We start from the raw sequence: 25635 nt of genomic DNA, 5'->3' as shown, positions 1-25635 counted from the left end.
CCCTCACCGCTTAATCAGAGACCGGCTCATCAGCAAACTCAGCACAAGTGCCGGTAACATCAGCATAAAGCCGCCCTGGATACCGAGGTGATCAGCGGCATAGCCGATGACGAGAGGACCCACGAGGAAACCACCCAGTGCAATCTGGGTCATCAAGCCCACATTGACAGCAGCAGAGCGGCCCGGTTTTTCAGCAGCAGCCGTAACAGCCAGTGGAAAGCCACCGGAAACACCCAGCCCGACCAGACCGAAACCAAGCAATGACACCGCATAGTTCGGCGAAATCACCAGAATTCCGACGCCAATGAGAGCAAGGATAACAATCCCGGCAGCTGCGATCTGAACGTCAACACGAGATCGCAACCAGTCTCCGGTTAAGCGTCCGAAGGTCACCATCAAAGCAAAGGCACTATAAGCAATACCCGCGTAACCAGCTGATAGATCAAACAGATCAGTCACATAAATCGCAGACCAGTCCGCAATCGCCCCTTCCGTCATGGTGATGCCAAACGCAAAGAAGCACACCGCGATCAGCGCTCCGCTCGGCATTTGGAAACCACTTTCAGACTTCTCAGCGACATCCGGCTCCCGGCCTTCTGTCAGGCTGTAGGAGGTAAACAGCGCAGGCAACAACGCCATACCACTTGCCATGAGAATGCTTTCAGATGGCCCATAGCCAAACCAGGAAAAGCCTGAGCTGATCAGACTTCCCACCAGCACACCAAGGCTCCACAAGCCATGACAACCCGACATAATGAGCTGTCCGCTTTTCCGCTCGGTCTTATCCGCAATCACGTTCATGCACAGTTCCACAAACGCCAATGCGCTGCCAACAACTGCCAAATAAACAAACAGCTGCAGAATGGATTCGGCATACGTCGGCAATGGCATCAGACAGATGAACGCAAACAGACCCGCGATCAAAAGCTGGCGCGCTCCAAACTTCTCCGTCAGCCGCCCGGCAAACATCAGCATGAACAGCAGCCCAACCGGCATTCCGACAAGAGCAAGGGCAAACTCCCCTTCACTCACCTGAAGTCTTTGCTGAATTTCTGCGATGCGTGGAAACCAGGCGCCAAGCGCGATGGGTTGAAGAAAGAAGACGCCGCGAATAAGATTCACATCGCGCGCACCAAGGACTGCTTGTTGTGTCATGGAAAAAGCTTTGAAGAGAGAAAAACGACCTATTAAATATCTAGCGTGATATTTTAGAAAAATGCAAGCTGTGTAGAGCACCTAATACAACACAACGCCGTTTGCTGACGTAACAACGCAAATCAACGCGGAATATGCGCAAAAAACGCAACTCTGCACAAAACCTTTCAAAAGGAATTTCCGTGCCCCTTAGCGACACCACAAAAGCCAAGTTAAAGAACAGAGTTGTCTGGAGTCGTCTCGTTGGATGGGGGCTTTTGTGTTATGCAACAGCAGCTTACGGCGGCATCGTTACTGCGCCGGCCATCCCTGAATGGTACGCCTCTCTCAACAAACCATCCTTCAATCCACCTGATTGGATTTTTGCGCCGGTCTGGTCCGTTCTTTACGCACTTCTTGGCATCAGCATCTGGCTGGCCACCGAATTTCAACAGACTGGCACCAACGAGGCAACCAAACCACCTTCGAAAACCAGCATTCAGTTAACTTTCGTTATAGTATTGTTTTTAAACGGAATTTGGTCCTGGGCATTCTTCGGACAGCAAAACCCGACACTTGGCCTTGTTGTCCTTATCATCTTGCTCGCGCTAAGTTTTTTCACTTTCCGCCTATTTTATAGAGCGCAAATCTTTGCAGCATGGCTATATCTGCCCTATCTCCTTTGGGTTAGCTTTGCAGCCGTCCTGAATGCCTCTATTGTGGTTCTGAATTAATCCAACACCTCAATCGAGACTTTTATTATTGGAGATTTTGATGAGCGGTATTGTTGCCACTCTAGTTCCTATTGCTCTTTTCGCCGTCGCTCTGGTCCTCGCCCTCGGCCTTTGGAACATGATGCGCGGTGGAGATCCAAACCGTTCGCAAAAGCTTATGAGATATCGTGTTCTGTTGCAGTTCGCAGCTATCATATTGATTATGCTTTCCGTTTACTTCGCAAGCACATCCTGATTTTGGTTTGAAACTGGTAGAAAATGGTCACTCTCAATAAGATCTATACAAAAACTGGCGACGACGGCACCACTGCACTTGGCAGCGGAGAGCGCAGGCAAAAGCATGATCTGCGCATTGAGGCCTACGGAACCGTTGATGAAACCAACTCAGTCGTCGGCATAGTCCGCCTGCACGCATCCAAAGAGATGCCAGTATTGGATGAACTGCTTGGCCGTATTCAGAATGACTTGTTCGATCTCGGCGCCGATCTGGCAACACCAGACACCGGCGAAGACCTCGGATACGAACCGCTGCGCATCACAGATAATCAGGTCAGCGCTCTGGAAGACGCAATCGACCAGATGAACGTTGAGCTTACACCGTTGAAATCATTTGTATTACCGGGTGGCACACCGCTGGCAACGCACTTGCATCAAGCCAGAACCGTCTCACGCCGCGCTGAGCGTCTCGTTGCAGCACTCTCTCAAAAAGAGAAGGTCAACAAGCAAGCTCTGCAGTATCTCAACCGCCTCTCCGACCTCTTCTTCGTTGCATCTCGCTATGCAAATTTGAAGGGCGAAGGCGATGTTTTGTGGGTAGCGGGCAAAAACAGATAGCGGTTTTTTGATGAAGAATTTGATCAAAGGTGATTGACGAATAGGTAAACTATCAACACTTATGGACAACTATCTTCACCATAAGGCCACTTGGCCTTATACATTGGTTGAAACCCAATACCTATTTACCCTAGGCGATCGTTGACAGCCCCAAAATTGCTCAGTACGGTCGCCGCAAATGTAATGCAATTTGCATTCCCTTTTGGCTCTGGTAGCCCGGCGGAAGCTGTGTCTTATCAACTTGGTGGCGACGCATACTCCCCTGCATTTCTAGTGGAGGTTCTAGGAACATGAAAATTCTCGTGCCCGTAAAACGGGTCGTTGACTATAACGTAAAAGTTCGCGTGAAAGCGGATGGCTCCGGCGTTGAACTCGCAAACGTCAAAATGTCCATGAACCCTTTCGACGAAATCGCCGTTGAAGAGGCTCTTCGCCTGAAGGAAGCTGGTAAAGCAACTGAGATCATTGTTGTTTCCATCGGCCCTAAGCAGGCGACTGAAACGATCCGCACCGGCCTCGCAATGGGCGCTGACCGCGGTATCCTCGTTCAGACCGACGACGTTGCGGAGCCTCTCGCAGTAGCTAAGGTTCTCAAAGGCATCGTTGACGAAGAAGAGCCAGGTCTCGTTATCCTCGGCAAACAGGCGATCGATGACGACTGTAACCAGACTGGTCAGATGCTTGCTGCACTTTTGGGCTGGGCACAGGGCACATTCGCTTCCAAGGTTGACCTTGGCGATAACACAGTAGACGTCACCCGCGAGATCGACGGTGGTCTGCAGACTGTTAAGCTGAACATGCCAGCGATTGTCACCACTGACCTGCGTTTGAACGAGCCTCGCTACGCTTCTCTGCCAAACATCATGAAGGCTAAGAAAAAGCCGATTGCTGAGAAAACATTGGCGGACTATGGCGTAGACGCTACCCCTCGCCTCAAGGTTCTCAACACTGCTGAGCCTGATGCACGCAAGGCAGGCGTTAAAGTCGCTTCCGTTGATGAGCTGGTAGACAAGCTCAAAAACGAAGCTGGCGTTCTTTAAGATAGGTCAAGAGGAGTTAGCATTATGACCACGCTTCTTGTGGCTGAACATTCCAATTCTGCTTTGAACGAAGCAACGGCTAAGGCACTGACAGCAGCTGTAGAAATGGGCGGCGACGTTCATGTTCTCGTTGCTGGTAAAGACTGTGGCGCGGCAGCTGAAGCTGCTTCCAAACTGTCTGGCGTTGCTAAAGTTCTTGTTGCTGATGATGCAGCATATGAGCACCAGCTTGCTGAACCAGTTGGCGATCTGATCGTTGCACTTGCTGCTGATTACGACGCTGTTGTTGCTGCTGCGACAACCAATGGCAAAAACACTCTGCCACGCGTTGCTGCCAAACTCGACGTGATGCAGATCTCTGAAATCATTGCCGTTGAATCTGCAGACACGTTCAAGCGTCCAATCTACGCAGGTAACGCAATTCAGACTGTACAGTCTGCTGATGCAAAGAAGGTTCTGACTGTTCGTACAGCATCCTTCGCTGCAACTGCTGAAGGTGGCTCTGCTCCGGTTGAAGCTGCTGCAGCTTCTGCTGATCCGGCAATTTCCTCCTTCATGGGTGAAGAAATCGCAGCTTCTGATCGTCCAGAACTCGCAGGCGCTAAGATCATCATCTCCGGTGGTCGTGCTCTCGGTTCCGAAGAGAAGTTCAACGAAGTCATCACCCCTGTTGCTGATAAGCTCGGCGCAGCAATCGGTGCATCCCGTGCAGCTGTTGATGCTGGTTACGCACCAAACGATTGGCAGGTTGGTCAGACCGGTAAGGTTGTTGCACCTGATCTTTACATCGCTTGCGGCATTTCCGGTGCAATTCAGCACCTTGCAGGCATGAAAGATTCCAAGATCATCGTCGCAATTAACAAAGACGAAGAAGCACCAATCTTCCAGGTTGCTGATTACGGACTTGTCGCAGACCTGTTCGAGGCTCTTCCTGAACTGGAAAAAGCCCTCTAATCATATTTGATTAGCTTTTCAGGAACCCCGGGATGTTAATATTTCATTCTGGGGTTCTTGCTGTTTGAGGCAAGACTTGCGATGTATGTTGTTACGAGAACGTCAAAGCACGTTTAACCGATGCTTGTAAGAATTTGGATCTGACAATGGTGGTCGAAGTAAAGAAAGTCGGTGTTATTGGCGCCGGTCAAATGGGCAATGGCATCGCACACGTAAGTGCTTTGGCAGGATACGATGTCGTGCTTCACGATATCGATCAGGATCGTATCGACAGAGGCCTGGCCAGCATCAATGGCAATATGGCACGTCAGATCTCAAAGGGCACGATCACTGAAGAAGATCGCGACCTCGCTCTTACCCGTATCAAAACATCTGACGATGTTAAATCCCTAAGCGATGCAGACCTCGTTGTTGAAGCTGTGAGTGAAAACGAGCAGGTCAAACGCAAGGTTTATCAAAGTGTTTGCCCGATTTTGAAGCCTGATGCCATTCTTGGCACAAACACTTCGTCTATTTCCATCACGCGTCTGGCATCCGCTACAGACCGTCCGGAAAAATTCATCGGTATCCACTTCATGAATCCGGTTCCGCTTATGGAACTTGTTGAGCTTGTTCGTGGCATTGCAACCAGCGATGAAACCTTTGAACTTTCCAAGGGCTACACCCTCGGTTTGCATAAAACGATTGCAGTTTCAGAAGACTTCCCAGCCTTTATGGTGAACCGTATTCTGCTGCCAATGATCAACGAAGCGATCTACACTCTCTATGAAGGTGTTGGCTCCGTTGAAGCAATCGACACAGCAATGCGCCTGGGTGCAAATCACCCGATGGGCCCGCTGCAACTGGCTGATTTCATTGGTCTGGATATTTGCCTGTCTATCATGCAGGTGCTCTATGAAGGCCTCGCAGACAGCAAATACCGCCCGTGCCCACTACTCGTGAAGTACGTTGAGGCTGGCTGGCTTGGACGCAAAACCCAGCGCGGTTTCTATGACTACCGCGGTGAGGTTCCGGTCCCTACGCGCTAAAGCGTTTATAAGACACACAAAAGCCCGCCACTTGAGCGGGCTTTTTTATTGCTGCTGTTCAGCTGGTTACTTAAACGTACCGCTGAATCCACCAATGGAAAGTGGATTATCCATCATCGCAGTGCGGTCAGGCGTGTCGGCAGCAACACCGCCGGTGAATGCATCAAACATCTTCTTCACAAAGCCCTCAGAAAGGCCTTTGGTAATGAAGACGAGCCGCGTTCTCTGATCCGCATCAGGCCATTCTGCAAGCCGTGCAGGTGGATGGAAGACATGCTGCACCCCATGGATCACCAAAGGCTGATCCGGGTGTTCTACAGTCTTTATAATCCCCTTAACGCGCAAAAGCTTAGGGCCATGTGCAGAGCGCAGTAGATCTAGGAACATCTCCAGTGCAGCATTGGGGATCGCGCTGTCAGTCTCAAGCGTAAAGGCGCGAACATCTTTACCATGGCGGTTTGGGTCGTGATGGTGATGGTGTCCGTGATGATTATGCGAAGCGTGCTCATCTTTGTACGCCTCTTCTCTCAGCCATTTCTGAACATCTGGGATTTTGCTCTCAGGATTGTACAGTCCGCAGTTGATGAGTGCAGCAGCCGTTGCAGAGCCATCTTGAGCATTAAGCACAGTTGCGCCAGGGTTCAGATGCTTCAGCTCAGCCAGCAAATCATCAGAAGGCTCCTGCAAATCCGTCTTCGTCATCACGATACGATCAGCAACAGCAACTTGTTTGACTGCTTCCTCATGAGAATGGATCGTATCCAAACCGTTGACGGAATCGACCAATGTCACCACGCCATCAAGCCGATATCTCATGACCAAATACGGATGCAGCATCACAGTGTGCAACACAGGCGCTGGGTCGGCCAAACCGGTTGTTTCAATAATCACACGGTCGATCTTCTTCATGCGGCCATTGTCGATACGGCGCAGAATATCTTCCAGCGTGTTGATGAGATCACCACGAATAGTGCAGCACAAACAACCAGATGAGAGCTCTATAATCCCATCATCAATGGTATCTACGAGCAAATGGTCCAAACCGATCTCACCAAACTCATTGATGATGACTGCTGTATTTTCCAACACTGGCTCTTTGAGAATTCGATTAAGAAGCGTTGTTTTACCTGCTCCCAGAAAGCCAGTAATGACGCTCATTGGGATCGGGGTTGGCGGACTCCGCCTCTCTTGGGTACTAGCCATAATTCTGCACTGCCTGTAGCTACGGTGACTGCGTTTTACCGAAGGCAGACGTATTAGCATAGAGCCCACCCGGGCTGCCAAACAAATCTCGTTTAGAAGTCGATGTCAAAGGCCGCAAAGAAGCTCCCTTGCCCACTGGCACATTAAGTTGCTGAATGCCTCCAATCGGCGCAGGCTCCAAACCTTTTTGCGACCCTGGTTTAGGCATTGGCAAAGGCACTGCATTTCCAAGTTTTTTCAGTGCGACAACCGGATGCTCATTGCCAATGCGCACAGTCACCGGAGCATATGACTTTAGCTGTGGACCCAGAATTTCTTCATAGACCAAACCCCAGTTCACTTTCTTCTTGGAAAGACGAATGGACTTCCCGCGCGGGCTCGGACTGCCGGCATCGGCATAAGCCATCATGCTGGCAGAACCACGTTTTGTCCCAAAGCGATCAACAAGTTGTTGCGCCGTTGGCTTGGCATTGCGCTTACAATAGTGGTCCTTTGGTGGGTTGATATTCCCACTGCCGCGGAAAGCAGTAATTTTAGTTCCCGCTGTCTTCTGGAAACCACTATCAATAAGCTTCTTAGCAAAGGCTGAGCGCTCCAGGCTGGAAGCTGCCCCCAGAACAACAGCGATAACTGTTCTTCCATTGCGTGTTGCAGAAGTCGCTACATTGAAACCGGAATTACAAATATATCCAGTTTTCAATCCGTTAGCGCCAGCAGTACGCAGAAGGAAGTCTCTATTTCCAGACCGAAATGTTCTTCGGCCAAATCGAATTCCCGGGTGACTCATATAAGAACGATACTGCGGAAACTGGTTCCACAGCGTACTTGCAAGCAGCGCCATATCACGTGCGGATGAAACCTGACGATTATCTGGTAGCCCGTGAGGATTGACAAAATTAGTATGCGTCATCCCCAACCGACGCGCAGTCGCATTCATCTGGCTGATAAAGCTTTCTTCAGTCCCACCTACCCGTTCAGCAACAGCTACTGCAATATCATTGGCCGACTTCACAAGGATCATTTTCAAGGCATTGTCGAGCGTGATTGTCGTCCCAACTTTGAAGCCCATCTTACTCGGTGGTTGATTGAGTGCGTTTTGAGAGACCATCACCATATCGCTCATGGCCATCTCACCCTGAGAGATACTCTTAAAAGCGATATAGGCGGTCATCATCTTTGTTAGGGAAGCTGGGTACCAACGGTCGAAAGCGCCGTTCTGCTCCAAAACGCGTCCATTATCGGCATCCATCAACAGCCATGCAGCAACATCTGCACGAGCATTTGTCAGCACGGAGGCCAAAGCTATTGCAAAAACAGCAAAAAATCGAAGTTTCTGGGCAATCCAATAAACCGAAAAATTCACGATCTTACCGCTCCACGCCTACCAGTTTATGCAGCAGACAGCCATTGCATAGCTGTCTTCGATAGCTAAGTTGCTAGTTTAGTTTCATGAACAGCCCAAGCTACCGTTAGGAAATACAGTAGGGGTAAACAATAAAAACTATGTCACCAGACACCGGGAATAAAGAATGATGTCTCTCCTGAAATATTAGGGTGACAATATCAGTAAAAGACCGCTATTTCCAAACATTTCAAGGCATTTTCTTGTGATGGTTATTTTGTGAAATCAAACTACCAAAGAGACACTGTCGTAATCACCCCTTCAGTTGTAAGGGGCATTTCTTTTTACTCACCTCAGCATCGATCAACTTTGCCTATTTAACGCCGCACGCCTTGTAATTTGAAAGCTTATCCTCAAGTCGCACTCATTCTTACTTTTCTTTTTCATAATCAACGCGGATGATCAGATCCAAGAGGAGGATCTTATGTACAAAGTTATTGGCCACCCACAATCAAGAACCATGCGGGTACTCTGGTTGCTGGAAGAACTGAACTTGCCTTACGAGGTCGTACCTAGCAAACCTCATCAAGAAGATGTTTATGCCGTAAACCCATCAGGCAAGATCCCTGCCCTGATCGTTGATGGAGAAACCATCTACGATTCAACAGCGATCTGCACCTATTTGGCAGACAAACATTCCAGCCTGTCGTTCCCATCAGGAACTTTAGATCGTGCCCGGCAGGATAGTTTTACCAACTTTGCGCTCGATGAAATGGACTCCATTCTCTGGATGGCTGCAAAACACTCATTCATTCACCCGGAAGACCAACGCGTACCAGACATCAAACCCGCCTGCCGATTTGAGTGGAACAGATCGATGCAGCAGCTTGAAAAACGCCTTGGCGAAAACACTTGGGCAATGGGCGACACCTTCACAATTGCTGATGTCATCATCGGTCATTGTGCAATCTGGGCCAAAGTCTCCAAGTTCGAATGGCCGGAAGGACCCGTTAGCGAATATTTTTCAAGAGTTTTAAGTCGCCCAGCTCTTGCAAAGGCCAATGAAAAAGCTGCGGCAATGCAATAACCTACCTGAATTTTGAGGGTGGTCTTGTCCACCCTCTCCTATTGTTTCAACAGCCAGCTACAAATCCGCTGGCACTTGAAGCTACCAAATATTTTCAATACATTTTTCGAATAATAAATACTCAAGTCATGTGCACACCATATCTTTTACAAGGTGTATTGATATGATTGAAGGAATTTACTTACCGGGTGTGCTTGCTGCGGGAATCACTTCATATATTTTCGGGTCTATCTGGTACTATGTGCTTTCATATTCTTGGATGAAAGCTGTCGGCATCTCAGAAGAAGACGTTCAAATGTCTCCTTCCACTTACGTTATAACTTTTCTCTGCGAAATGATCATGGCTTTCGTCCTTGCCGGGATCCTCGTTTACTCAGGCTCTGTCACCATTGCCAGTGGCGTGACTGCAGCAATCGTAATCTGGGGTGGCTTTGTACTCACAGGCCTGATCGTCAATCACAAATTCCAACGGGCTTCATGGATGCTGACGCTCATCGATGCTGGCCATTGGCTCGGTGTATTGATGGTTCAAGGCGCAGTTTACGCGCTGATTTCTGGCTAATTCCGGGTAGCTCGATATCTCGTATTGCTGAATTTTCGTAGGCCAAACGAACCTAGAGACAACGGGACCTACGAAAGTTCGAAGCATATTCGCTAGACGCCCCAACGGCAGCTGCCCATAATACGCCACAGGAGTTGGGTATGTGATTACCCGTGGAGGAAATGGGGAGATTGACCATGACTGGTGATGTATATCCAGTACCGGCTGAGATTGCCGAAAACGCTCTGCTCAACAACGAGCAGTACTTGGAAATGTACAAGAAGTCCGTTGAGGATCCCGACGGGTTCTGGGGAGAGCACGGGAAACGGATTGACTGGATAAAGCCTTATTCCAAGGTCAAAAACACGTCCTATGACTACCACAATGTTTCCATCAAATGGTTTGAAGACGGCACGCTGAACGTAGCAGCCAACTGTATTGACCGTCATCTGGCAGAACGCGGTGATCAGCCTGCAATCATCTGGGAGGGTGATGAGCCAGATCAAAGCAAGACAATCACCTACAAGCAGCTGTCTGAAGAAGTGAACCGTTTCGCAAACGCCATGCTTGCCAATGGCGTGCAAAAAGGCGATCGCGTCACTGTCTACATGCCAATGATCCCTGAAGCAGCCTACGCAATGCTTGCGTGTGCCCGGATCGGCGCAGTGCACTCTGTTGTGTTCGGCGGTTTCTCACCTGACAGCTTGGCCGGACGTATCGAAGACTGTAAATCACGCTTTGTCATCACAGCTGACGAAGGCGTCCGCGGTGGCCGAACTGTACCTTTGAAAGAAAACACTGACCGCGCAATCGAAAAATGCGGCAATGTCGACAAGGTCTTCGTGGTGAAACGCACCGGTGGCAACGTCAACATGATGGACGGCCGCGACCTCTGGTATCACGAAGAAACCGAAAAAGCTTCTGCAGATTGCCCTCCAGCAGAGATGAACGCGGAAGATCCGCTCTTCATTCTCTACACGTCAGGCTCAACAGGCCAGCCCAAAGGTGTGATGCACACCTCTGGCGGTTACCTCGTTTATGCCTCCATGACGCATCAATACGTTTTCGACTACCACCCAGGCGAGGTCTATTGGTGCACTGCTGATGTTGGTTGGGTCACTGGCCACAGCTACATCCTCTACGGTCCACTCGCAAACGGCGCGACAACACTAATGTTTGAGGGTGTACCTACCTACCCGACAGCAGGCCGTTTCTGGGAAGTTTGTGACAAACACAACGTCAACATCTTCTACACCGCCCCGACCGCAATCCGCGCATTGATGGGTGCTGGTGATGAATATGTAACCAACACATCCCGCAAGTCATTGCGCGTTCTTGGGTCCGTCGGCGAGCCAATTAATCCAGAAGCATGGCTATGGTACAACAATGTGGTCGGCGAGCAGCGCTGCCCAATCGTTGATACATGGTGGCAAACCGAAACCGGCGGTATCTTGATCACGCCTCTACCAGGGGCAACCGATCTCAAGCCAGGCTCAGCGACACGCCCGTTCTTCGGCATTCAGCCAGCAATTGTTGATGCTGAAGGCAACTTCCAGGAAGGTGCAACTGAGGGCAACCTCGTCATAACAGACAGCTGGCCAGGCCAGATGCGGACTGTTTACGGTGACCATGAGCGCTTCGTCCAAACATACTTCGCCACTTACAAAGGCTTCTACTTCACCGGTGACGGCTGCCGTCGTGACGAAGATGGCTACTACTGGATCACAGGCCGTGTTGACGATGTGATCAACGTATCTGGTCACCGCATGGGGACTGCTGAAGTTGAAAGCGCCCTCGTCGCCCACCCAGAGGTCTCAGAAGCTGCTGTAGTCGGCTATCCGCATGATGTGAAGGGACAAGGCATCTACGCCTATGTCACCCTCATGGAGGGCTTGGAGCCTTCTGAAGAACTGAAGAAGAAACTCGTGAAGCACGTTCGCGCTGAAATCGGCCCGATCGCATCCCCAGACCTCATCCAGTTCGCCCCGGGCCTACCAAAGACCCGTAGCGGTAAGATCATGCGCCGCATCCTCCGCAAAATCGCAGAGGACAGCTTCGACAATCTGGGCGACACCTCAACCCTAGCCGACCCAACCGTAGTAGGCGACCTAATCGACAACCGCCAAAACAAAGCTGAAACCGTGTAGGCGACGCCTATTGAATTCAGCCCAGAAAACAAAACCCCGCTGATTTGGCGGGGTTTTTTATTACGCTAAAACTACTGAGATAAATATATATTCTTGATATCATTAGCGATTTTTTCAAAGGCTTGAATCAGTTCACTTTCATTATCAGCTTTATAAAAGGTGCTGTTACTTGTTGCGCAAGACTGCATCACTCTTTTAGCAGCATAAGAACTCCCGAAATGAACAGAATACACCGTAATGTTCTTTTCCTTCATATTCTTACATATTTCTTTAGCACGAACAGATGAAGTACCGTACTCACCATATGAAGACGCGTACCTCCATTCAATTAAGTTAGCGAACTCTTCATGTTCATCTGAGGTAAACTTGTTAGACCCATCAGGATTCGGTCCCTCAGTCCAAGTGTTATTTCGTTTTTTTTCTCTGATTTTCTCTTCGCGCGCCTGTTCTACGCGACTATAATTATAGTCATCTCGATAGTGTACGTTAAAGTCACCATCAGTCATAAACACCGCGTACTTTCGAATATTGTCTGTTTCATAAGGCAGTGGCTCACTATCAGAAGGCCAAAAATTCGACCATCTCGGAGATATTGTATACCACCCCCAAGCTATCCCGATTTGACCTGCTGTCCCGCCACCTGCAGATAATCTACTAATTGAGTTTTTAATCTTATTTCGATCTGCAGTCAGCGGAACTACTTTTGCATTCCGTGGGCAATAACTATAACCAGATCCGATATAATCTGTGTTGCCCTCATCATCTTCAAAGTCATATGGAACTTCACTTGTGGACTGATCCATAATCCGCTCATGTACGCAGCCATAGTAGCTAACATCAAAAGTCGCTTTTTCAGCAAGTGCCGTGTCTAGTTTCACCCCGTTGCTATATGGTATGAAAGATACACGAATACGGCTCTTCGCTATATCGGTGTCTTCAGGCAACAGTGCATCAAGCAAACTGGTTGAAGCCCTTTTTAGAGCACCAATGTGGGAGCTCATTGACCCAGTAACGTCTACAATCACCGAGACTTCAACATTACTCCGTGGAAATCTTGCAGTTGAACTACTACCAACAGCAAGTTCACTAGCTTCATCGCCATTACCACCAGTGAGCAGGCCAATCATTGGAGAAAAGCTGTTATTGAGTTTTGCAGATGCACTCGCGGAGATCGTATCGCCACCAATCTCATACTTAACGATCGGCTTAGTTACTTCAACATCTTCACCGATTGAATCTTTAATATTAGCCTCGAAATACTCTTCGGTCATCTCCTGCACTTCTGCTTTACTCATCTCCGTAATAGTGAGTTTGTTAGCAACAGCTAGCACTGCTGCATCCAATGCCTGATTTACTGCGCGGCGAGTGTTAAAGCCCATGCCGAAATCAATCGCCATTCCAGCGAACACAATCATCAAAACCATGAGCACTGCGACAAGAACCGCCACCATCCCGTCTTCGGAGCGGTTGAACCTTTTGAATAGTGTAGAGAATTGTCTGAAATAACCCATCGAGATGCCCACCATCGACGCCCATGTAATTATGCCTAGCATAATATAAGGGTAGTATCTCGGGTATTAATCACTCAACTTTACTGAAAGTTTTCGGGCTAATGGCTAACAAAACATTAACCGCATTTCACGGCTCGAGCTCGCTGTCCCAATAGAGGAAATCTAACCAGCTCTCGTGCAGGTAGTTGGGTGGGAACAGGCGGCCGTTGTTATGTAGGTCATGCACGCGTGGAATAAACGGCATTTGCATGGGCTGCATGTTCATTTCTTGCCAGGATTTGTTTGCCTTGCGTAAATTGCAGGGAGAGCAAGCTGTAATGACATTGTCCCAAGTGGTCATCCCGCCCTTACTGCGCGGGATGAGGTGATCAAAAGTCAGGTCGTTCAGGGAACCGCAATACTGGCATTGAAATCTATCCCGCAAAAACACATTAAACCGCGTAAAAGCAGGGTTTCTCTCTGTCTCTACGAAGGACTTTAGCGCGACCACGCTGGGGAGTTGAAACTCAAGACTTGGGCTTCTCACAACCTGATCGTATTCAGAGACGATACTAACTCGATCTAAAAACACAGCCTTCACCGCATCTTGCCACCCCCACAGAGACAAGGGGTAGTAAGACAGAGGCCGATAATCTGCATTCAACACAAGCGCCGGGAATGCGCCTTCTGAAACGACTGCGTTCACAACATGCTCCCGAGTCTCGCTCAGAACACAAGCGCCTGAGCGGAAATCATCTTGAGATGTTTTGATATTGTAGTCAGCAAATGACAGCTATGTGAAGTCTGACAATCATCCTTACCCTAAGGAAATCGAAATACGGGCCAAGCACATCAGCAGAAACCCGCTATGGATCAGACAATTAGATCCGCACGACACACTTTGTCGCAATGTCGGTCCCAAAATAAAAAAAGCGGGAATAGTCACCTACTCCCGCTCATTTGCAAAATTTTATCTGCGATTACTTCCAGTGACGCACATCAACAAAGTGTCCGGCAATCGCAGCCGCTGCCGCCATTCCTGGAGAAACAAGGTGCGTACGGCCCTTGAAGCCCTGACGGCCCTCAAAGTTACGGTTGGAAGTGGAAGCACAACGCTCACCCGGCTTTAATTTGTCAGCATTCATCGCCAGACACATGGAACACCCAGGCTCACGCCATTCGAAACCAGCGTCTTTGAAGATCTCATCCAGACCTTCCGCTTCAGCCTGTGCTTTCACCAGACCAGAACCCGGAACGATCATCGCGCTAACGGTGTCTGCAACCTTTTTGCCTTTAACAACGGCAGCAGCTTCGCGCAGATCTTCGATACGTCCGTTGGTGCAAGAACCAACAAACACGCGGTCAACCTTGATGTCAGTGATCTTCTGACCCGCTTCAACGCCCATGTACTCAAGCGCACGCTCTTTAGAAGCGCGGCGGTTGTCATCTTCAATCTCAGCCGGATTAGGAACAACACCGGTAACGGAAACAACATCTTCAGGAGAAGAACCCCAGGTCACGATTGGAGGCAGGTTCGCTGCATCCAGAACGATTTCTGTATCAAACTCTGCATTTTCATCAGTAAACAGAGTTTCCCAGTAGGCTTGTGCCTGTTCCCATGCGGCGCCCTTAGGTGATTTAGGACGGCCCTTCAGGTACTCAAAGGTTTTCTCATCCGGAGCAATCAGACCAGCGCGAGCACCAGCTTCAATGGACATGTTACAGACGGTCATACGACCTTCCATAGACAGATTACGGATCGCTTCACCTGCGTATTCAATGACGTAACCGGTGCCGCCAGCAGTACCCAGCTCTCCGATGATCGCCAGTACGATATCTTTAGCGGTTACCCCTTCTGGCAGCTGACCATTCACAGTCACACGCAGGTTCTTCGCTTTCTTCTGAATCAGCGTCTGGGTCGCCAGAACGTGCTCAACTTCAGAAGTACCAATACCGTGTGCAAGAGAACCAAACGCACCATGCGTGGATGTATGGCTGTCACCACAAACGATCGTCATGCCCGGCAGTGTAAAGCCCTGCTCAGGACCCACGATGTGCACCACACCCTGACGCTGATCAAGCTCTGAATAGTATTCAACGCCAAACTCAGCTGCATTTTTCGCAAGCGTATCAACTTGCAACGCGCTTTCAGGATCATCAATACCCTGGGAGCGGTCAGTGGTTGGAACGTTATGGTCAACAACAGCCAGTGTACGCTTTGGGTGACGAACCTGACGGCCAGCCATACGCAGGCCTTCAAATGCCTGCGGGCTCGTAACTTCGTGTACCAGGTGGCGGTCAATGTAAAGCAGGCAAGTGCCGTCTTCTTGCGTGCTGACCACGTGGTGGTCCCAGATCTTATCGTAAAGAGTTTTGGCCTGCGACATTGCGCTTGTCTCCTGGAAACGAATGATCCTTGTTTCAAATTCGGCTCTGATCGCACCTACCAAGCGCTCAAGATCCGAGAAAACAGGACCACTCACTTATTACTTGCAGCTCTCTGCGGCCGCATAAATCTTGAAAATACGGAAACAACTACAAACGAAGCTCCCGCTATACTGGCTCTATTAATCGGCCCAGATCGTCAAAATATCAAGCTTCTTTGCCTTGAGATTCTCTCAAGACGGAAAGGTAATGAAAGCAAGTTAGACGCAATCAAACAATCCTTTTGATGCGATCAATACCCTGTAGCCTAAGCATATATTTCTATGAGCAAAAGTTCTGGCGGACACAGAAAACGGATTGGAAGTCCCGAGCATCCAAGCCCGCTGCCAACGATAAGAGTGCTTCCATTTTCCTCAAAAGCGCCCTTCGCATACTTCCGGTCAAGCCGCGATGGTATTGTCAGTGCACCAATAAACGGCAAACGAACCTGCCCACCATGAGTATGCCCGCTTAGGGTCAAATCTACGGATTTCTTGGCGTCCAGGAAGATGTCCGGCTCATGGGCAAGCAAAATCCGCGGGGCACTGTCATCTTCAACCTGACTTAAGGCCACCTCAAGATCATCCCGGCGTCCCGTCCCGTGCAACTGGCAGGCCTCACCATACTGATCATCCAGTCCCAAGAGCCAGACATGAGAGTTGCCTCGTGTAGATACACGCTGAGCTCTGTTCTCAAGAACAGTTACTCCAGAAGCTTCCAATGCCTCTCTGGCGTCCTCACCACCTTCAAGCCAATCATGGTTACCCAAAACACCAAAAACGCCCAGAGGCGCCTTCAAATGCTGCATAGGTTGCGCCCAAGCGGCGGCAGAAGCTAACGGCTTTGCAAACGGCGGGTGCATGGCTGTGTGGTAGTCGCCTAAAAGCGCAATAAGATCAGGCTCCAGACTGTTCACGCGCTCTACGATGCGGGCTATCCGCTCAGGGCGCATCCACGGCCAGCACGCATGCAGATCAGTCATAACAACAATCTGCAGAGGTTTTTGGCCAAGAGCTTCTGGAGAAACAACAACTTTATGCCGGGTAATTTTAGGAGGCAGCCAAGGCTCTACAAACACGGCATAGATACCGAGTAACACGATGAAAATGATGATGAATGCGATCACCATTTGCCTTCAAGCTCCCTACTCAATGCATCTTTCAGTGCTAACCTAACCCACTTGGATTAATTGTATTCTGACAGCTCCCAGGAATATCCCCCTGAAAACTTGCGCAAAGGATGCGCACCAGAGCCTGTCACATTTACTCTGCAAACACCAACATCACCACATGACCTCTCATGCAGTGTTGAACCAGAGTTCCCGGAAGTCGGGATGAGCAAGGCGGCAGGCAATACCTGCGCTACTTATTAAATAATGTTTCTTCGGCATCAGCTACACGCCTTGCCCGGGCTTTCTTTTAATGAACTACGTCGCCTCTTTTGCCTATAAGGCACGATAGCCGGTTTCCCGGAAAGAAAGTGGCTTATCCAGACACGTTTCCATGCCCAAACAGTTCCTCCGTCTTTGACAAACACATCTGCAAAAGCAGGTCTTACTGCCGGTGCTCTTGTATCCGTCGCCGCGTGATACCCTATAGTCCTGGGCCCTTCCCCTCAAACCATGCGGTCACGTTTGAAGTTCGGTTCACCGGACCGCTGAAAGGTGCGTTACGTCTCCCAACAGCCCAACCCAACCTACGACAAACTGACGGTCGCTCCGCCAGCAGCCCGTTACGTAGGCATAGGTTCAGAATATGGGAGGATTTCAGAAGGGGAATAAGTTTTTTGAGACAGCCTTTGCCCCACCCATCAATGTCATCCCGGGCGAAGACCCGGGACCCATACCCCCAAGTGTTAGAGATTGGCCAAACGCGTTGGTGAAAAAGCAATCGGTTCTGGATCCCAGCTCAAAAGCAGGGATGACACCGAGAGAGCTGCGATGCCTGAAGCTAACCAAACCGCAGAACCTGTAGAAAGCCTGACCATGAACACAAAAAACCCCGCTGATTTCTCAGCGGGGTTTTAGAAACCATAGAGGCCGAAGAGTAAATCTTACTCTGCAGAACCTTTAGCTTCAGCAGCCTTTTCAGCAGCTTTTGCAGCTTTCGCAGCATTAGCAGCCGCACGAGCTTCTTCGTTAAGGCGCTTTGCGCGTACGTTGGTAGCTTCAACGATACGTGCGGACTTACCGCGACGCTCACGCAGGTAGTAAAGTTTCGCACGACGGACTTTACCGCGGCGAATGATTTCCAGACCTTCGAGCATTGGGCTGAATACTGGGAATACACGCTCTACACCTTCGCCGTAAGAAATCTTACGAACGGTGAAGCTTTCGTTGATGCCGCCGCCGGAGCGTGCGATGCATACGCCTTCGTAGGCCTGCACACGAGTACGAGTACCTTCGGTAACGCGTACGAGAACACGTACGGTATCACCTGGAGAGAACTCAGGAAGCGTACGCTTCTCTTCGATGCGAGCCATTTCTTCGGCGTCGAGCTGCTCAATGATATTCATGGCAGTTTCTTCCATTTTAAATATTGGTCAGAGCGTCCCTCAGTGGTCGAGCCACCGGGACGTGTTCACCAAACCTTGGCATTATGCCGGGAAGTGAAGTGGAACTAGGACCCTAGCGGCAAACGCCAGACAGAATCCACTCCAGTCGGCGCGGGTTTAGCCGATTTTTGTAGGTTTGTCATGAAAAAAGTGTAGAAAACCCGCTATCCACGGCTATTTTCTAGGTAATCCTTCCAAAGATCTGGTCGTCTTTCTTGAGTAATCTTTTCAGACATCTCAAGGCGCCACTGATCAATCAGTTTATGATTACCACTTTTAAGAATAGATGGGACTTCCTGCCCTTCAAATTCTACAGGCCGCGTATAATGTGGGTGTTCAAGTAAGCCATTCTCAAAGCTTTCAGATTCACCGCTCTCTTTATTTCCCATAACACCGGGAAGAAGGCGAACAATACTATCCAAAACCACATGAGCAGCAACTTCTCCTCCTGAGAGAATGTAGTCGCCAATAGACACTTCCTCGAGCTGGCGCCCTTCTATGACGCGCTCATCAACACCTTCAAAACGACCGCAGACGATGATCACACCCGATCCATCAGCCAGTTCACGAGCCTTTGCCTGCGTAAATGGCTTACCGCGCGGGCTCATGAGCAACCGTGGACGTGTATCTTCATCCTCAGTCACATCATCAATTGCTTTGCCAAGAATATCAGGACGCAGAACCATGCCAGCACCACCGCCAGCAGGCGTATCATCAACAGAGCGATGCTTATCAGTCGCGTAATCGCGAATGTTGTTCGCTGTAAGAGACCAATCCCCGCGCTCCAACGCGCGTCCAGACATGCTCATTGCCAGATTTCCCGGAAACATCTCAGGGTACAGCGTCAAGATGGATGCACGAAAGGCCATAGGATACCCGTTGCTTAAGTAAGGTCAGTCTCTGGAATGTATTTTGATGCACAAACTGCAAAAATCACGCTGATGATCTCAGCAATGTCTGCATCTGGTCATGTGAAAAATCAGTCTGCTTCCGGCTTGGAGCCATCTTCAGGTTCTTTTTCACCTTCATCATAAAAGCCTTCAGGAGCATGAACCTCCACATATCCCTCTTTGAGATCAATGGTAGGAACAACAGCTTTTGTGAATGGGAACATAAGAGAATTGCCGCTTTTCGGGGCAACTTCAATCAAATCACCTGCGCCAAAATTCAAAAGAGCCAACACAGTTCCAATTGCCTCACCCTTCTCATCAATGGCTTTCAGGCCAATGAGATCAGTGTGATAGAACTCGTCTTCGTCTTCTGTTTCAGGCAGTTTTTCGCGAGCAATATAAAGCTTCATCCCATTGAGGACTTCTGCTTCATTGCGGGTATTCACGCCTTCAAACTTGGTAACCACCACAGTTTTTTGAATGCGAGCCTTCTTAACTTTAAATTTGCGGCTACCGTCAGCACTTTCGAGCTTACCGTAATCGCCAAAAGAAAGCGGGTCATCACCAAATGGTTTGACCCGCACTTCTCCACGTATGCCGTGAGCAGCCCCGATCTGAGCCATTAGAATGCGGTCTTCAGGCTTGTTTGCCATTGCCGGCGTCTCCTTCTCAGATCGGGTATGCTTATATTATTCGGAAGCTGGTGCTTCAGCAGCAGCTTCTTCAGCTGCAGCTTTTGCTTCAGCTTCTGCAGCCAGCTTCTCGTCAAGACGCTCTTGAGCTTTCTTGCCGAGTTTCGCTTTGATTGGGTTGTTGCGTGGCTCACGCTTCATCAGGCCAGCTGCATCCAGGAAACGCAGTACGCGGTCGGATGGCTGTGCGCCGTGACCAAGCCAATGCTTGATGCGTTCTTCGTTCAGCTCAACGCGGTTGTCTGCATCTTTAGGAAGCATTGGGTTGTAACGACCAACGATTTCGATGAAACGACCGTCGCGTGGGGAGCGAACGTCTGCAATTACGATACGGTAGAAAGGACGCTTTTTAGTGCCACCGCGTGCGAGGCGAATTTTAGTAGCCATTGTTTATTTACTCCTAGGTATTCAGTCTGTGCTGTGTTCAGCAGCAATAGCTTCATGATGCCGAATGACTTCCTTCACGATGAAGTTCAGGAACTTTTCAGCAAAGTCAGGATCAAGATTGGCCTCGGCCGCGAGGCGGCGCAGACGCTCAATCTGAAGTTTTTCACGGGCCGGGTCAGCCGGTGGAAGACCATGGGTAGCTTTCAGCTCCCCAACAGCCTGTGTGCAACGAAATCGTTCAGCCAACATATGCACCAGAGCAGCGTCAATGTTGTCGATGCTGGAGCGAAGTCCACCAAGGATCGCCTTGGCTTCTTCAGTTTTGTCGATCTCGCTCAATTACTTTTTCCCCTTGCCGAGCCCTGGCAAACCAGATGCTCCACCAAGACCGGGCAATTTAGGGCCGCCAGCTCCTGGCAATCCCCCGGGAAGCCCACCACCCGGTAATCCTTTAGGCATTTCCATGCCGCCCGGCAGCTGACCGGATTTAGCCATCTGCTCAAGCGCTTTAGGGTCGATGTTCGGCATTCCGCCGCCCATGCCTGGCATACCGCCACCCATAGCGCCCATCATCTTGCCGAGCATGCCCTTGCCTTTGCCCTTACCCATGGCCTTCATCATATCGGCCATCTGGCGGTGCATTTTCAAAAGCTTATTAACTTCAGCGACCTGCACACCAGAACCTGCAGCAATACGCTTCTTACGGCTTGCTTTAAGCAGTTCAGGCTTGGCACGCTCTTTCTTGGTCATAGAGGAGATGATCGCCATCTGGCGTTTGAACATGTTCTCATCAAGGTTGGCGGAAGCAAGCTGCTTCTTCATTTTGCCAACACCCGGAAGCATGCCCATCATGCCGGACATTCCGCCCATCTTTTCCATCTGCTTCAGCTGTTCAGAAAGATCGTTCAGGTCAAAGTGACCCTTCTGCATCTTCCGAGCCATCTCTGCGGCTTTTTCCGCATCAATCGCTTCAGCAGCCTTTTCAACGAGCGAAACAATATCGCCCATTCCAAGGATGCGATCAGCAATACGCTTTGGATGGAAATCTTCGAGCTCATCAGATTTTTCACCGGTACCAATCAGCTTGATCGGCTTGCCGGTAACAGCACGCATGGAAAGCGCCGCACCACCACGACCGTCACCATCCATACGGGTGAGCATGATACCTGTGATCGCGCAACGCTCATCAAAGCTCTTCGCCAGATTAACGGCGTCCTGACCGGTCAGTGCATCGGCAACAAGCAGAACTTCATGCGGGTTGGACGCAGCTTTGATCTGCTCCATCTCAATCATGAGAGGCTCGTCAATGTGACCACGACCCGCTGTATCGAGCATGACCACGTCATAACCGCCAAGCTTCGCTGCATTCAGCGCACGCTTTGCGATATCAACTGGCTGCTGCCCTTCAATGATAGGAAGCGTGTCAATCTCGTTCTGCTCACCCAGAACTTTCAGCTGCTCCTGCGCTGCCGGACGGCGCGTATCAAGAGAAGCCATCAAAACTTTGCGCTTATCGCGCTGTGTCAGGCGACGTGCAATCTTGCCGGTTGCGGTGGTTTTACCTGCACCCTGCAGACCAACCATCATAATGCAAACCGGAGCCGGCGCATTCAGGTCGATCGGATGAGATTCCTCACCGAGCATCTCAATAAGCTGGTCATGCACGATCTTAACGACCATCTGACCCGGCTTAATGGACTTAACAACCTCTGCGCCAACAGCGCGGTGTTTCACCTTGTCGACAAAAGAACGCACGATCGGCAGCGCCACATCAGCCTCAATGAGCGCGCGGCGAACTTCGCGCAGCGCTTCATTAACATCGGATTCAGAAAGCGCACCGCGTTTTGTGAGCTTATCTAGAATGCCGCCTAGGCGATCTGACAGATTATCGAACATGTCGTTCCTTTAAAATCTCGTTTCTGCACAAACACCTGAAGAAAACCAACTGGTGCCGTACACTCGTTCCTAGTGAATTTGGTGTCACCAAGCCAAAATTGCCACGGCAAATCGATTGCACATAGCAAAAAATCACCCGAGGGCGCAACGCGCTGTCGGGTGTTGACTTCTGGGATCTCTTTACACCTTTTCGGGTCCCAGTCAGTGGCTCCGGTCTTCACATAGAAGGAGTTAGGTCGGGTATCTACGAGAATACAGGTGCCGAGTCAAGCAAAACCGCCATTTGTTGGAGATTGTATAAGCTTGGATAAAAAGGAAAACTCAAAGATGCACTAGGTTTCCTGCCAAGCTGACTCACTATCAGCAAAAAAAGAGGCGATTTAACGATGCTCTTCCGAAAGAACTATCTGTTTTTGCTGTCTCTTATTGTGCTGATCATCGGCTTCCTGCTCTACTGGGCCAACACCTATGTGTCTCCCTCTATCACATTCAACCCAAGCGACATTGGCGAAGACCCCGAAGAATACATCGCACGGGTAGAAAGCCGCTTTACAGACATTAAGCCCGGTCTCGAAAAGCAAATCATCTGGCAAAACCCCGACACCAAAGCCAAAACCGAATTTTCCGTCGTCTACATGCACGGCTTTTCTGCCAGTAAAGATGAAATCAGACCCGTTCCCGATCTCGTCGCCAGCTCCATTCAGGCCAACCTCTATTACACACGGCTTCCCGGTCACGCCCGTACACCTGCTGCTATGGGAGAACCGAATGTCGATGACTACTTCAATGCTTTGGCAGAAGCGCTCACAATCGGGAAAGCCATCGGCAACAAAGTCATCGTTATCAGCACGTCATTTGGAGGTTCTTTGACAGCATGGATGGATCTGACTGATCATTCTCTAAAGGAGGACATAGAAGCAATCGTCCTCATCTCTCCCGTTTTTGAACTGGCCGCTGCAGGAACCTCCCTGCTCACATATCCGCTTGCAGAGTACTATACCCCAATCATCGTGGGCCGTTATCGGGTTGCTGATCCGAATGCCAACTTTGAGGAGATCTACGCCTGGACCAACGCCTATCCGGCAACCGCCCTGCTTCCTCTTGCTGAAACCGTCAAACTCGTTGGCAGCCTGGATGCAGCAAACGCAAGCATCCCAACCATGTTCATCTACGATATCCGCGACGAAACCTCAGATGAGCACACCACAGCGAAGTTCTTCGAAAACTGGGGTGCACCAAAGCACCGCCTCCTCATAACCGAGTCCGCAGGCAACCATCACGTCATAGCAGGCGACATCATCAATCCGGAAAACAACCTCCTCGTCTCCAACGGTATCATCGAGTGGCTTGGGTCCAGAGGCGTACCCACTGTCTACTCTCAATAAACCTTCCTGATGCTCTGATTTGATATTTCAACCCAAGCTGGAATAAGCTGGTGCCGCTAAGGAACAAAGGCACCCCATATGCTCTTTCGATATTTTATTTTTGTAGTACTGATTTTACTCGTAGGAGGCACAATTGCCTTCATGACAGGCCCAAGAGAACCACGCGATACAGAGATCACCTTCAAACCCGAAATTATGGGTGATGATCTCGAAGTGTATCTTTCAGAGAGTGAGGCCAAGTTTCAGGATATTCGTTCTGACACTGCCAAAGAGATCATCTGGTTCAATGGTGAGAAGAACAGCAAAACACCTCTTTCAATCATTTACGTTCACGGCTTTTCCGCCAGTAAACACGAGATCCGCCCTGTACCGGACCGCGTTGCCAGTGAGATGGGCGCCAATCTTTTCTTCACCCGCCTGACTGGCCATGGCCGCTCGGGTGAAGCGATGGCAGAAGCCTCATTGAACGACTGGGTCAACGACCTCGCTGAAGCGGTCGAAATTGGCCGGCGTATTGGTGAGAAGACAATCATCATGTCCACCTCAACCGGTGGCTCACTTGCAGCTTGGCTCGCCATGCAGGACCACCCGCTGAAAGATGATGTGGCCGCGATGGTGTTTGTCTCACCAAACTTCGGTGTCAAAGCAGCAGGCGGGTTCTTGCTCGATATGCCGTTCGCAAGACACTATGTCCCTCTGATCATTGGCAAAACCCGCTCATCTTCCAAGGCACCATCTAAAGAAGAGCAAATGGGCTGGACCATCAGCTACCCAAGTGTAGCCCTCCTCCCAATGGCAACCACAATCTCAGTTTTGCAGGAACAAGACCCGGCAAAAGCAAGCGTACCTGCCCTGTTCATCTACAGTGAAAAGGATGAAACCATCGACGCAGCACTCACCAATGTCGCCTATGACAAATGGGGCGCACCAAAACAGCGTCTGCTTATCGAAAGCTCAGGTGACGACAACAACCACGTCATCGCAGGCGACATCATCAGCCCACAAAACAACGATCTCGTGGTCTCCACCACAGTCCAATGGCTGAGCGATCAACTACTTTAATACAAACAAAAAACGGGCGAGAAATCCCTCGCCCGTTCAAAACTCAACATTTTCAGTGATGCTTACTGCGAATAATCGCGCGCACCGAACACAGCTGAACCAACGCGAACGTGCGTTGCACCGTGTTGCACAGCAATCGGATAATCAGAGGACATTCCCATGGAGAGCTTTTCCAGACCGTTCCGCTTTGCGATTTTCTCAAGCAACGCGAAATGCATGCCCGGCGCTTCGTCAACTGGCGGAATGCACATCAGGCCTTCAATCTCCAGCCCATATTCATCACGGCACTTCGCTATAAACGCATCCGCGTCCTTTGGAGGAATACCAGCCTTCTGGTCTTCTTCCCCGGTATTAACCTGAATGAACAGCTTTGGCGCCTTGCCTTGCTTATCCATCTCAACTTTCAGCGCTTTTGCAATCTTGTCACGGTCCACAGTGTGGATCACGTCAAAGGTCTGAATAGCTTCTTTCGCTTTGTTAGACTGAAGCGGGCCGATCAGATGCAACTCAACACCTTCAAACTCCTCACGAAGCCCAGGCCATTTGCCCATCGCTTCCTGAACCCGGTTTTCACCAAACACACGCTGTCCAGCTTCTAAAACCGGCTTAATATCTGAAGCTTCGAATGTTTTTGAGACTGCAATCAACGTTACAGAGCCGTTCGGACGTTCAACATCCGTCTCAGCTTTTCCGATGTTTTCCTTAACCTCTTTAAGGCGAAGTGCAGCAGCGTCACTCATTCCTAACTCCAGCGAAAAATCCATATTGGAGACATGAAATGCGCTCCCTAAGGTCTAAATGCAAGAGTAGTT

25 protein-coding genes are annotated in these 25635 nt (G+C 50.0%); 11 read left to right on the top strand and 14 right to left on the bottom strand.

Going from position 1 to position 25635, the window contains the following annotated elements; all coding sequences use genetic code 11:
* Nucleotides 1-3: 3 nt before the first annotated feature.
* On the bottom strand, nt 4-1155 hold the full coding sequence (locus DHN43_RS11020; RefSeq protein WP_108818616.1) for an MFS transporter: 1152 nt from the start codon (nt 1153-1155) through the stop codon (nt 4-6).
* Nucleotides 1156-1337: 182 nt separating this feature from the next.
* On the opposite strand from DHN43_RS11020, the gene DHN43_RS11015 reads away from it, so the two are divergent.
* The 6 genes from DHN43_RS11015 (at nt 1338) to DHN43_RS10990 (ending at nt 5724) form a co-directional block, all read left to right on the top strand.
* The gene (locus DHN43_RS11015; RefSeq protein WP_208995219.1) at nt 1338-1868 is read left to right on the top strand and encodes a TspO/MBR family protein; all 531 of its coding nucleotides are present in this window, start codon (nt 1338-1340) and stop codon (nt 1866-1868) included.
* 40 nt (nt 1869-1908) lie between these two features.
* The gene (locus tag DHN43_RS11010) at nt 1909-2103 is read left to right on the top strand and encodes a twin transmembrane helix small protein (RefSeq protein ID WP_063286199.1); all 195 of its coding nucleotides are present in this window, start codon (nt 1909-1911) and stop codon (nt 2101-2103) included.
* 23 nt (nt 2104-2126) lie between these two features.
* A complete protein-coding gene (locus DHN43_RS11005) occupies nt 2127-2702 on the top strand; it encodes a cob(I)yrinic acid a,c-diamide adenosyltransferase (RefSeq protein WP_057464634.1) in 576 nt (191 codons plus the stop codon).
* Nucleotides 2703-2992: 290 nt separating this feature from the next.
* On the top strand, nt 2993-3742 hold the full coding sequence (locus DHN43_RS11000; protein ID WP_093516160.1) for an electron transfer flavoprotein subunit beta/FixA family protein: 750 nt from the start codon (nt 2993-2995) through the stop codon (nt 3740-3742).
* Nucleotides 3743-3766: 24 nt separating this feature from the next.
* Nucleotides 3767-4696, top strand: a complete 930-nt coding sequence (locus DHN43_RS10995; RefSeq protein WP_108818615.1) for an electron transfer flavoprotein subunit alpha/FixB family protein — start codon at nt 3767-3769, stop codon at nt 4694-4696.
* A 146-nt stretch (nt 4697-4842) separates the two neighbouring features.
* Nucleotides 4843-5724 carry a 3-hydroxybutyryl-CoA dehydrogenase gene (locus DHN43_RS10990; protein ID WP_057464631.1) on the top strand — a complete coding sequence of 294 codons (882 nt, stop codon included), beginning with the start codon at nt 4843-4845 and terminating at the stop codon, nt 5722-5724.
* A 66-nt stretch (nt 5725-5790) separates the two neighbouring features.
* Here DHN43_RS10990 and DHN43_RS10985 read toward each other — a convergent pair whose 3' ends face one another.
* Entirely contained in the window at nt 5791-6882 is a 1092-nt protein-coding gene (locus DHN43_RS10985) for a CobW family GTP-binding protein (RefSeq protein WP_108818614.1), read from the bottom strand.
* 64 nt (nt 6883-6946) lie between these two features.
* A complete protein-coding gene (locus DHN43_RS10980; RefSeq protein ID WP_108818613.1) occupies nt 6947-8290 on the bottom strand; it encodes a D-alanyl-D-alanine carboxypeptidase family protein in 1344 nt (447 codons plus the stop codon).
* A gap of 463 nt (nt 8291-8753) precedes the next feature.
* On the opposite strand from DHN43_RS10980, the gene DHN43_RS10975 reads away from it, so the two are divergent.
* The 3 genes from DHN43_RS10975 (at nt 8754) to acs (ending at nt 12044) form a co-directional block, all read left to right on the top strand.
* Nucleotides 8754-9356, top strand: a complete 603-nt coding sequence (locus DHN43_RS10975) for a glutathione S-transferase family protein (protein WP_108818612.1) — start codon at nt 8754-8756, stop codon at nt 9354-9356.
* Nucleotides 9357-9519: 163 nt separating this feature from the next.
* Nucleotides 9520-9918: a DUF1761 domain-containing protein gene (locus DHN43_RS10970; protein WP_108818611.1), complete on the top strand. Its 399-nt coding sequence runs from the start codon at nt 9520-9522 to the stop codon at nt 9916-9918.
* A gap of 176 nt (nt 9919-10094) precedes the next feature.
* Nucleotides 10095-12044 carry an acetate--CoA ligase gene (acs, locus tag DHN43_RS10965; protein WP_108818610.1) on the top strand — a complete coding sequence of 650 codons (1950 nt, stop codon included), beginning with the start codon at nt 10095-10097 and terminating at the stop codon, nt 12042-12044.
* A 71-nt stretch (nt 12045-12115) separates the two neighbouring features.
* Here acs and DHN43_RS10960 read toward each other — a convergent pair whose 3' ends face one another.
* The 10 genes from DHN43_RS10960 to ffh all read right to left on the bottom strand — a co-directional run bounded on the left by DHN43_RS10960 (nt 12116) and on the right by ffh (nt 22376).
* A complete protein-coding gene (locus tag DHN43_RS10960) occupies nt 12116-13555 on the bottom strand; it encodes a pilus assembly protein TadG-related protein (RefSeq protein ID WP_159096824.1) in 1440 nt (479 codons plus the stop codon).
* Nucleotides 13556-13682: 127 nt separating this feature from the next.
* The gene (locus tag DHN43_RS10955; protein ID WP_057464626.1) at nt 13683-14240 is read right to left on the bottom strand and encodes an HNH endonuclease; all 558 of its coding nucleotides are present in this window, start codon (nt 14238-14240) and stop codon (nt 13683-13685) included.
* Between the two features lie 274 nt (nt 14241-14514).
* Nucleotides 14515-15921: a 3-isopropylmalate dehydratase large subunit gene (leuC, locus tag DHN43_RS10950; protein WP_063303123.1), complete on the bottom strand. Its 1407-nt coding sequence runs from the start codon at nt 15919-15921 to the stop codon at nt 14515-14517.
* 305 nt (nt 15922-16226) lie between these two features.
* Entirely contained in the window at nt 16227-17087 is an 861-nt protein-coding gene (locus DHN43_RS10945; RefSeq protein WP_108818609.1) for a metallophosphoesterase, read from the bottom strand.
* Nucleotides 17088-18010: 923 nt separating this feature from the next.
* Nucleotides 18011-18472, bottom strand: coding sequence for a 50S ribosomal protein L19 (gene rplS / locus DHN43_RS10940; protein ID WP_057463274.1), 462 nt, complete (start codon nt 18470-18472; stop codon nt 18011-18013).
* Between the two features lie 203 nt (nt 18473-18675).
* Entirely contained in the window at nt 18676-19380 is a 705-nt protein-coding gene (gene trmD, locus DHN43_RS10935) for a tRNA (guanosine(37)-N1)-methyltransferase TrmD (RefSeq protein ID WP_108818608.1), read from the bottom strand.
* A gap of 110 nt (nt 19381-19490) precedes the next feature.
* A complete protein-coding gene (rimM, locus tag DHN43_RS10930) occupies nt 19491-20054 on the bottom strand; it encodes a ribosome maturation factor RimM (RefSeq protein WP_108818607.1) in 564 nt (187 codons plus the stop codon).
* Nucleotides 20055-20090: 36 nt separating this feature from the next.
* Nucleotides 20091-20480 carry a 30S ribosomal protein S16 gene (gene rpsP, locus DHN43_RS10925; protein ID WP_063294622.1) on the bottom strand — a complete coding sequence of 130 codons (390 nt, stop codon included), beginning with the start codon at nt 20478-20480 and terminating at the stop codon, nt 20091-20093.
* Nucleotides 20481-20501: 21 nt separating this feature from the next.
* Nucleotides 20502-20819, bottom strand: a complete 318-nt coding sequence (locus DHN43_RS10920) for a chorismate mutase (RefSeq protein WP_063303867.1) — start codon at nt 20817-20819, stop codon at nt 20502-20504.
* Nucleotides 20820-22376 (bottom strand): signal recognition particle protein, encoded by a 1557-nt coding sequence (gene ffh / locus DHN43_RS10915; protein WP_063294623.1) that lies wholly within the window; start codon nt 22374-22376, stop codon nt 20820-20822. It abuts the gene before it with no gap.
* A gap of 386 nt (nt 22377-22762) precedes the next feature.
* On the opposite strand from ffh, the gene DHN43_RS10910 reads away from it, so the two are divergent.
* On the top strand, nt 22763-23761 hold the full coding sequence (locus DHN43_RS10910; RefSeq protein WP_108818606.1) for an alpha/beta hydrolase: 999 nt from the start codon (nt 22763-22765) through the stop codon (nt 23759-23761).
* Nucleotides 23762-23902: 141 nt separating this feature from the next.
* On the top strand, nt 23903-24823 hold the full coding sequence (locus DHN43_RS10905) for an alpha/beta hydrolase (RefSeq protein ID WP_208995211.1): 921 nt from the start codon (nt 23903-23905) through the stop codon (nt 24821-24823).
* Nucleotides 24824-24885: 62 nt separating this feature from the next.
* Here the strand turns inward: DHN43_RS10905 and DHN43_RS10900 are convergent, their stop codons facing one another.
* The gene (locus tag DHN43_RS10900) at nt 24886-25563 is read right to left on the bottom strand and encodes a YggS family pyridoxal phosphate-dependent enzyme (RefSeq protein ID WP_108818604.1); all 678 of its coding nucleotides are present in this window, start codon (nt 25561-25563) and stop codon (nt 24886-24888) included.
* Nucleotides 25564-25635 lie beyond the last annotated feature (72 nt).

This window comes from Pseudovibrio sp. Alg231-02 (assembly GCF_900143565.1).
Classification (GTDB): domain Bacteria; phylum Pseudomonadota; class Alphaproteobacteria; order Rhizobiales; family Stappiaceae; genus Pseudovibrio.
The sequence above is the reverse complement of the archived record's forward strand: the minus strand, read 5'-3'. Positions and strand labels throughout refer to the sequence as shown.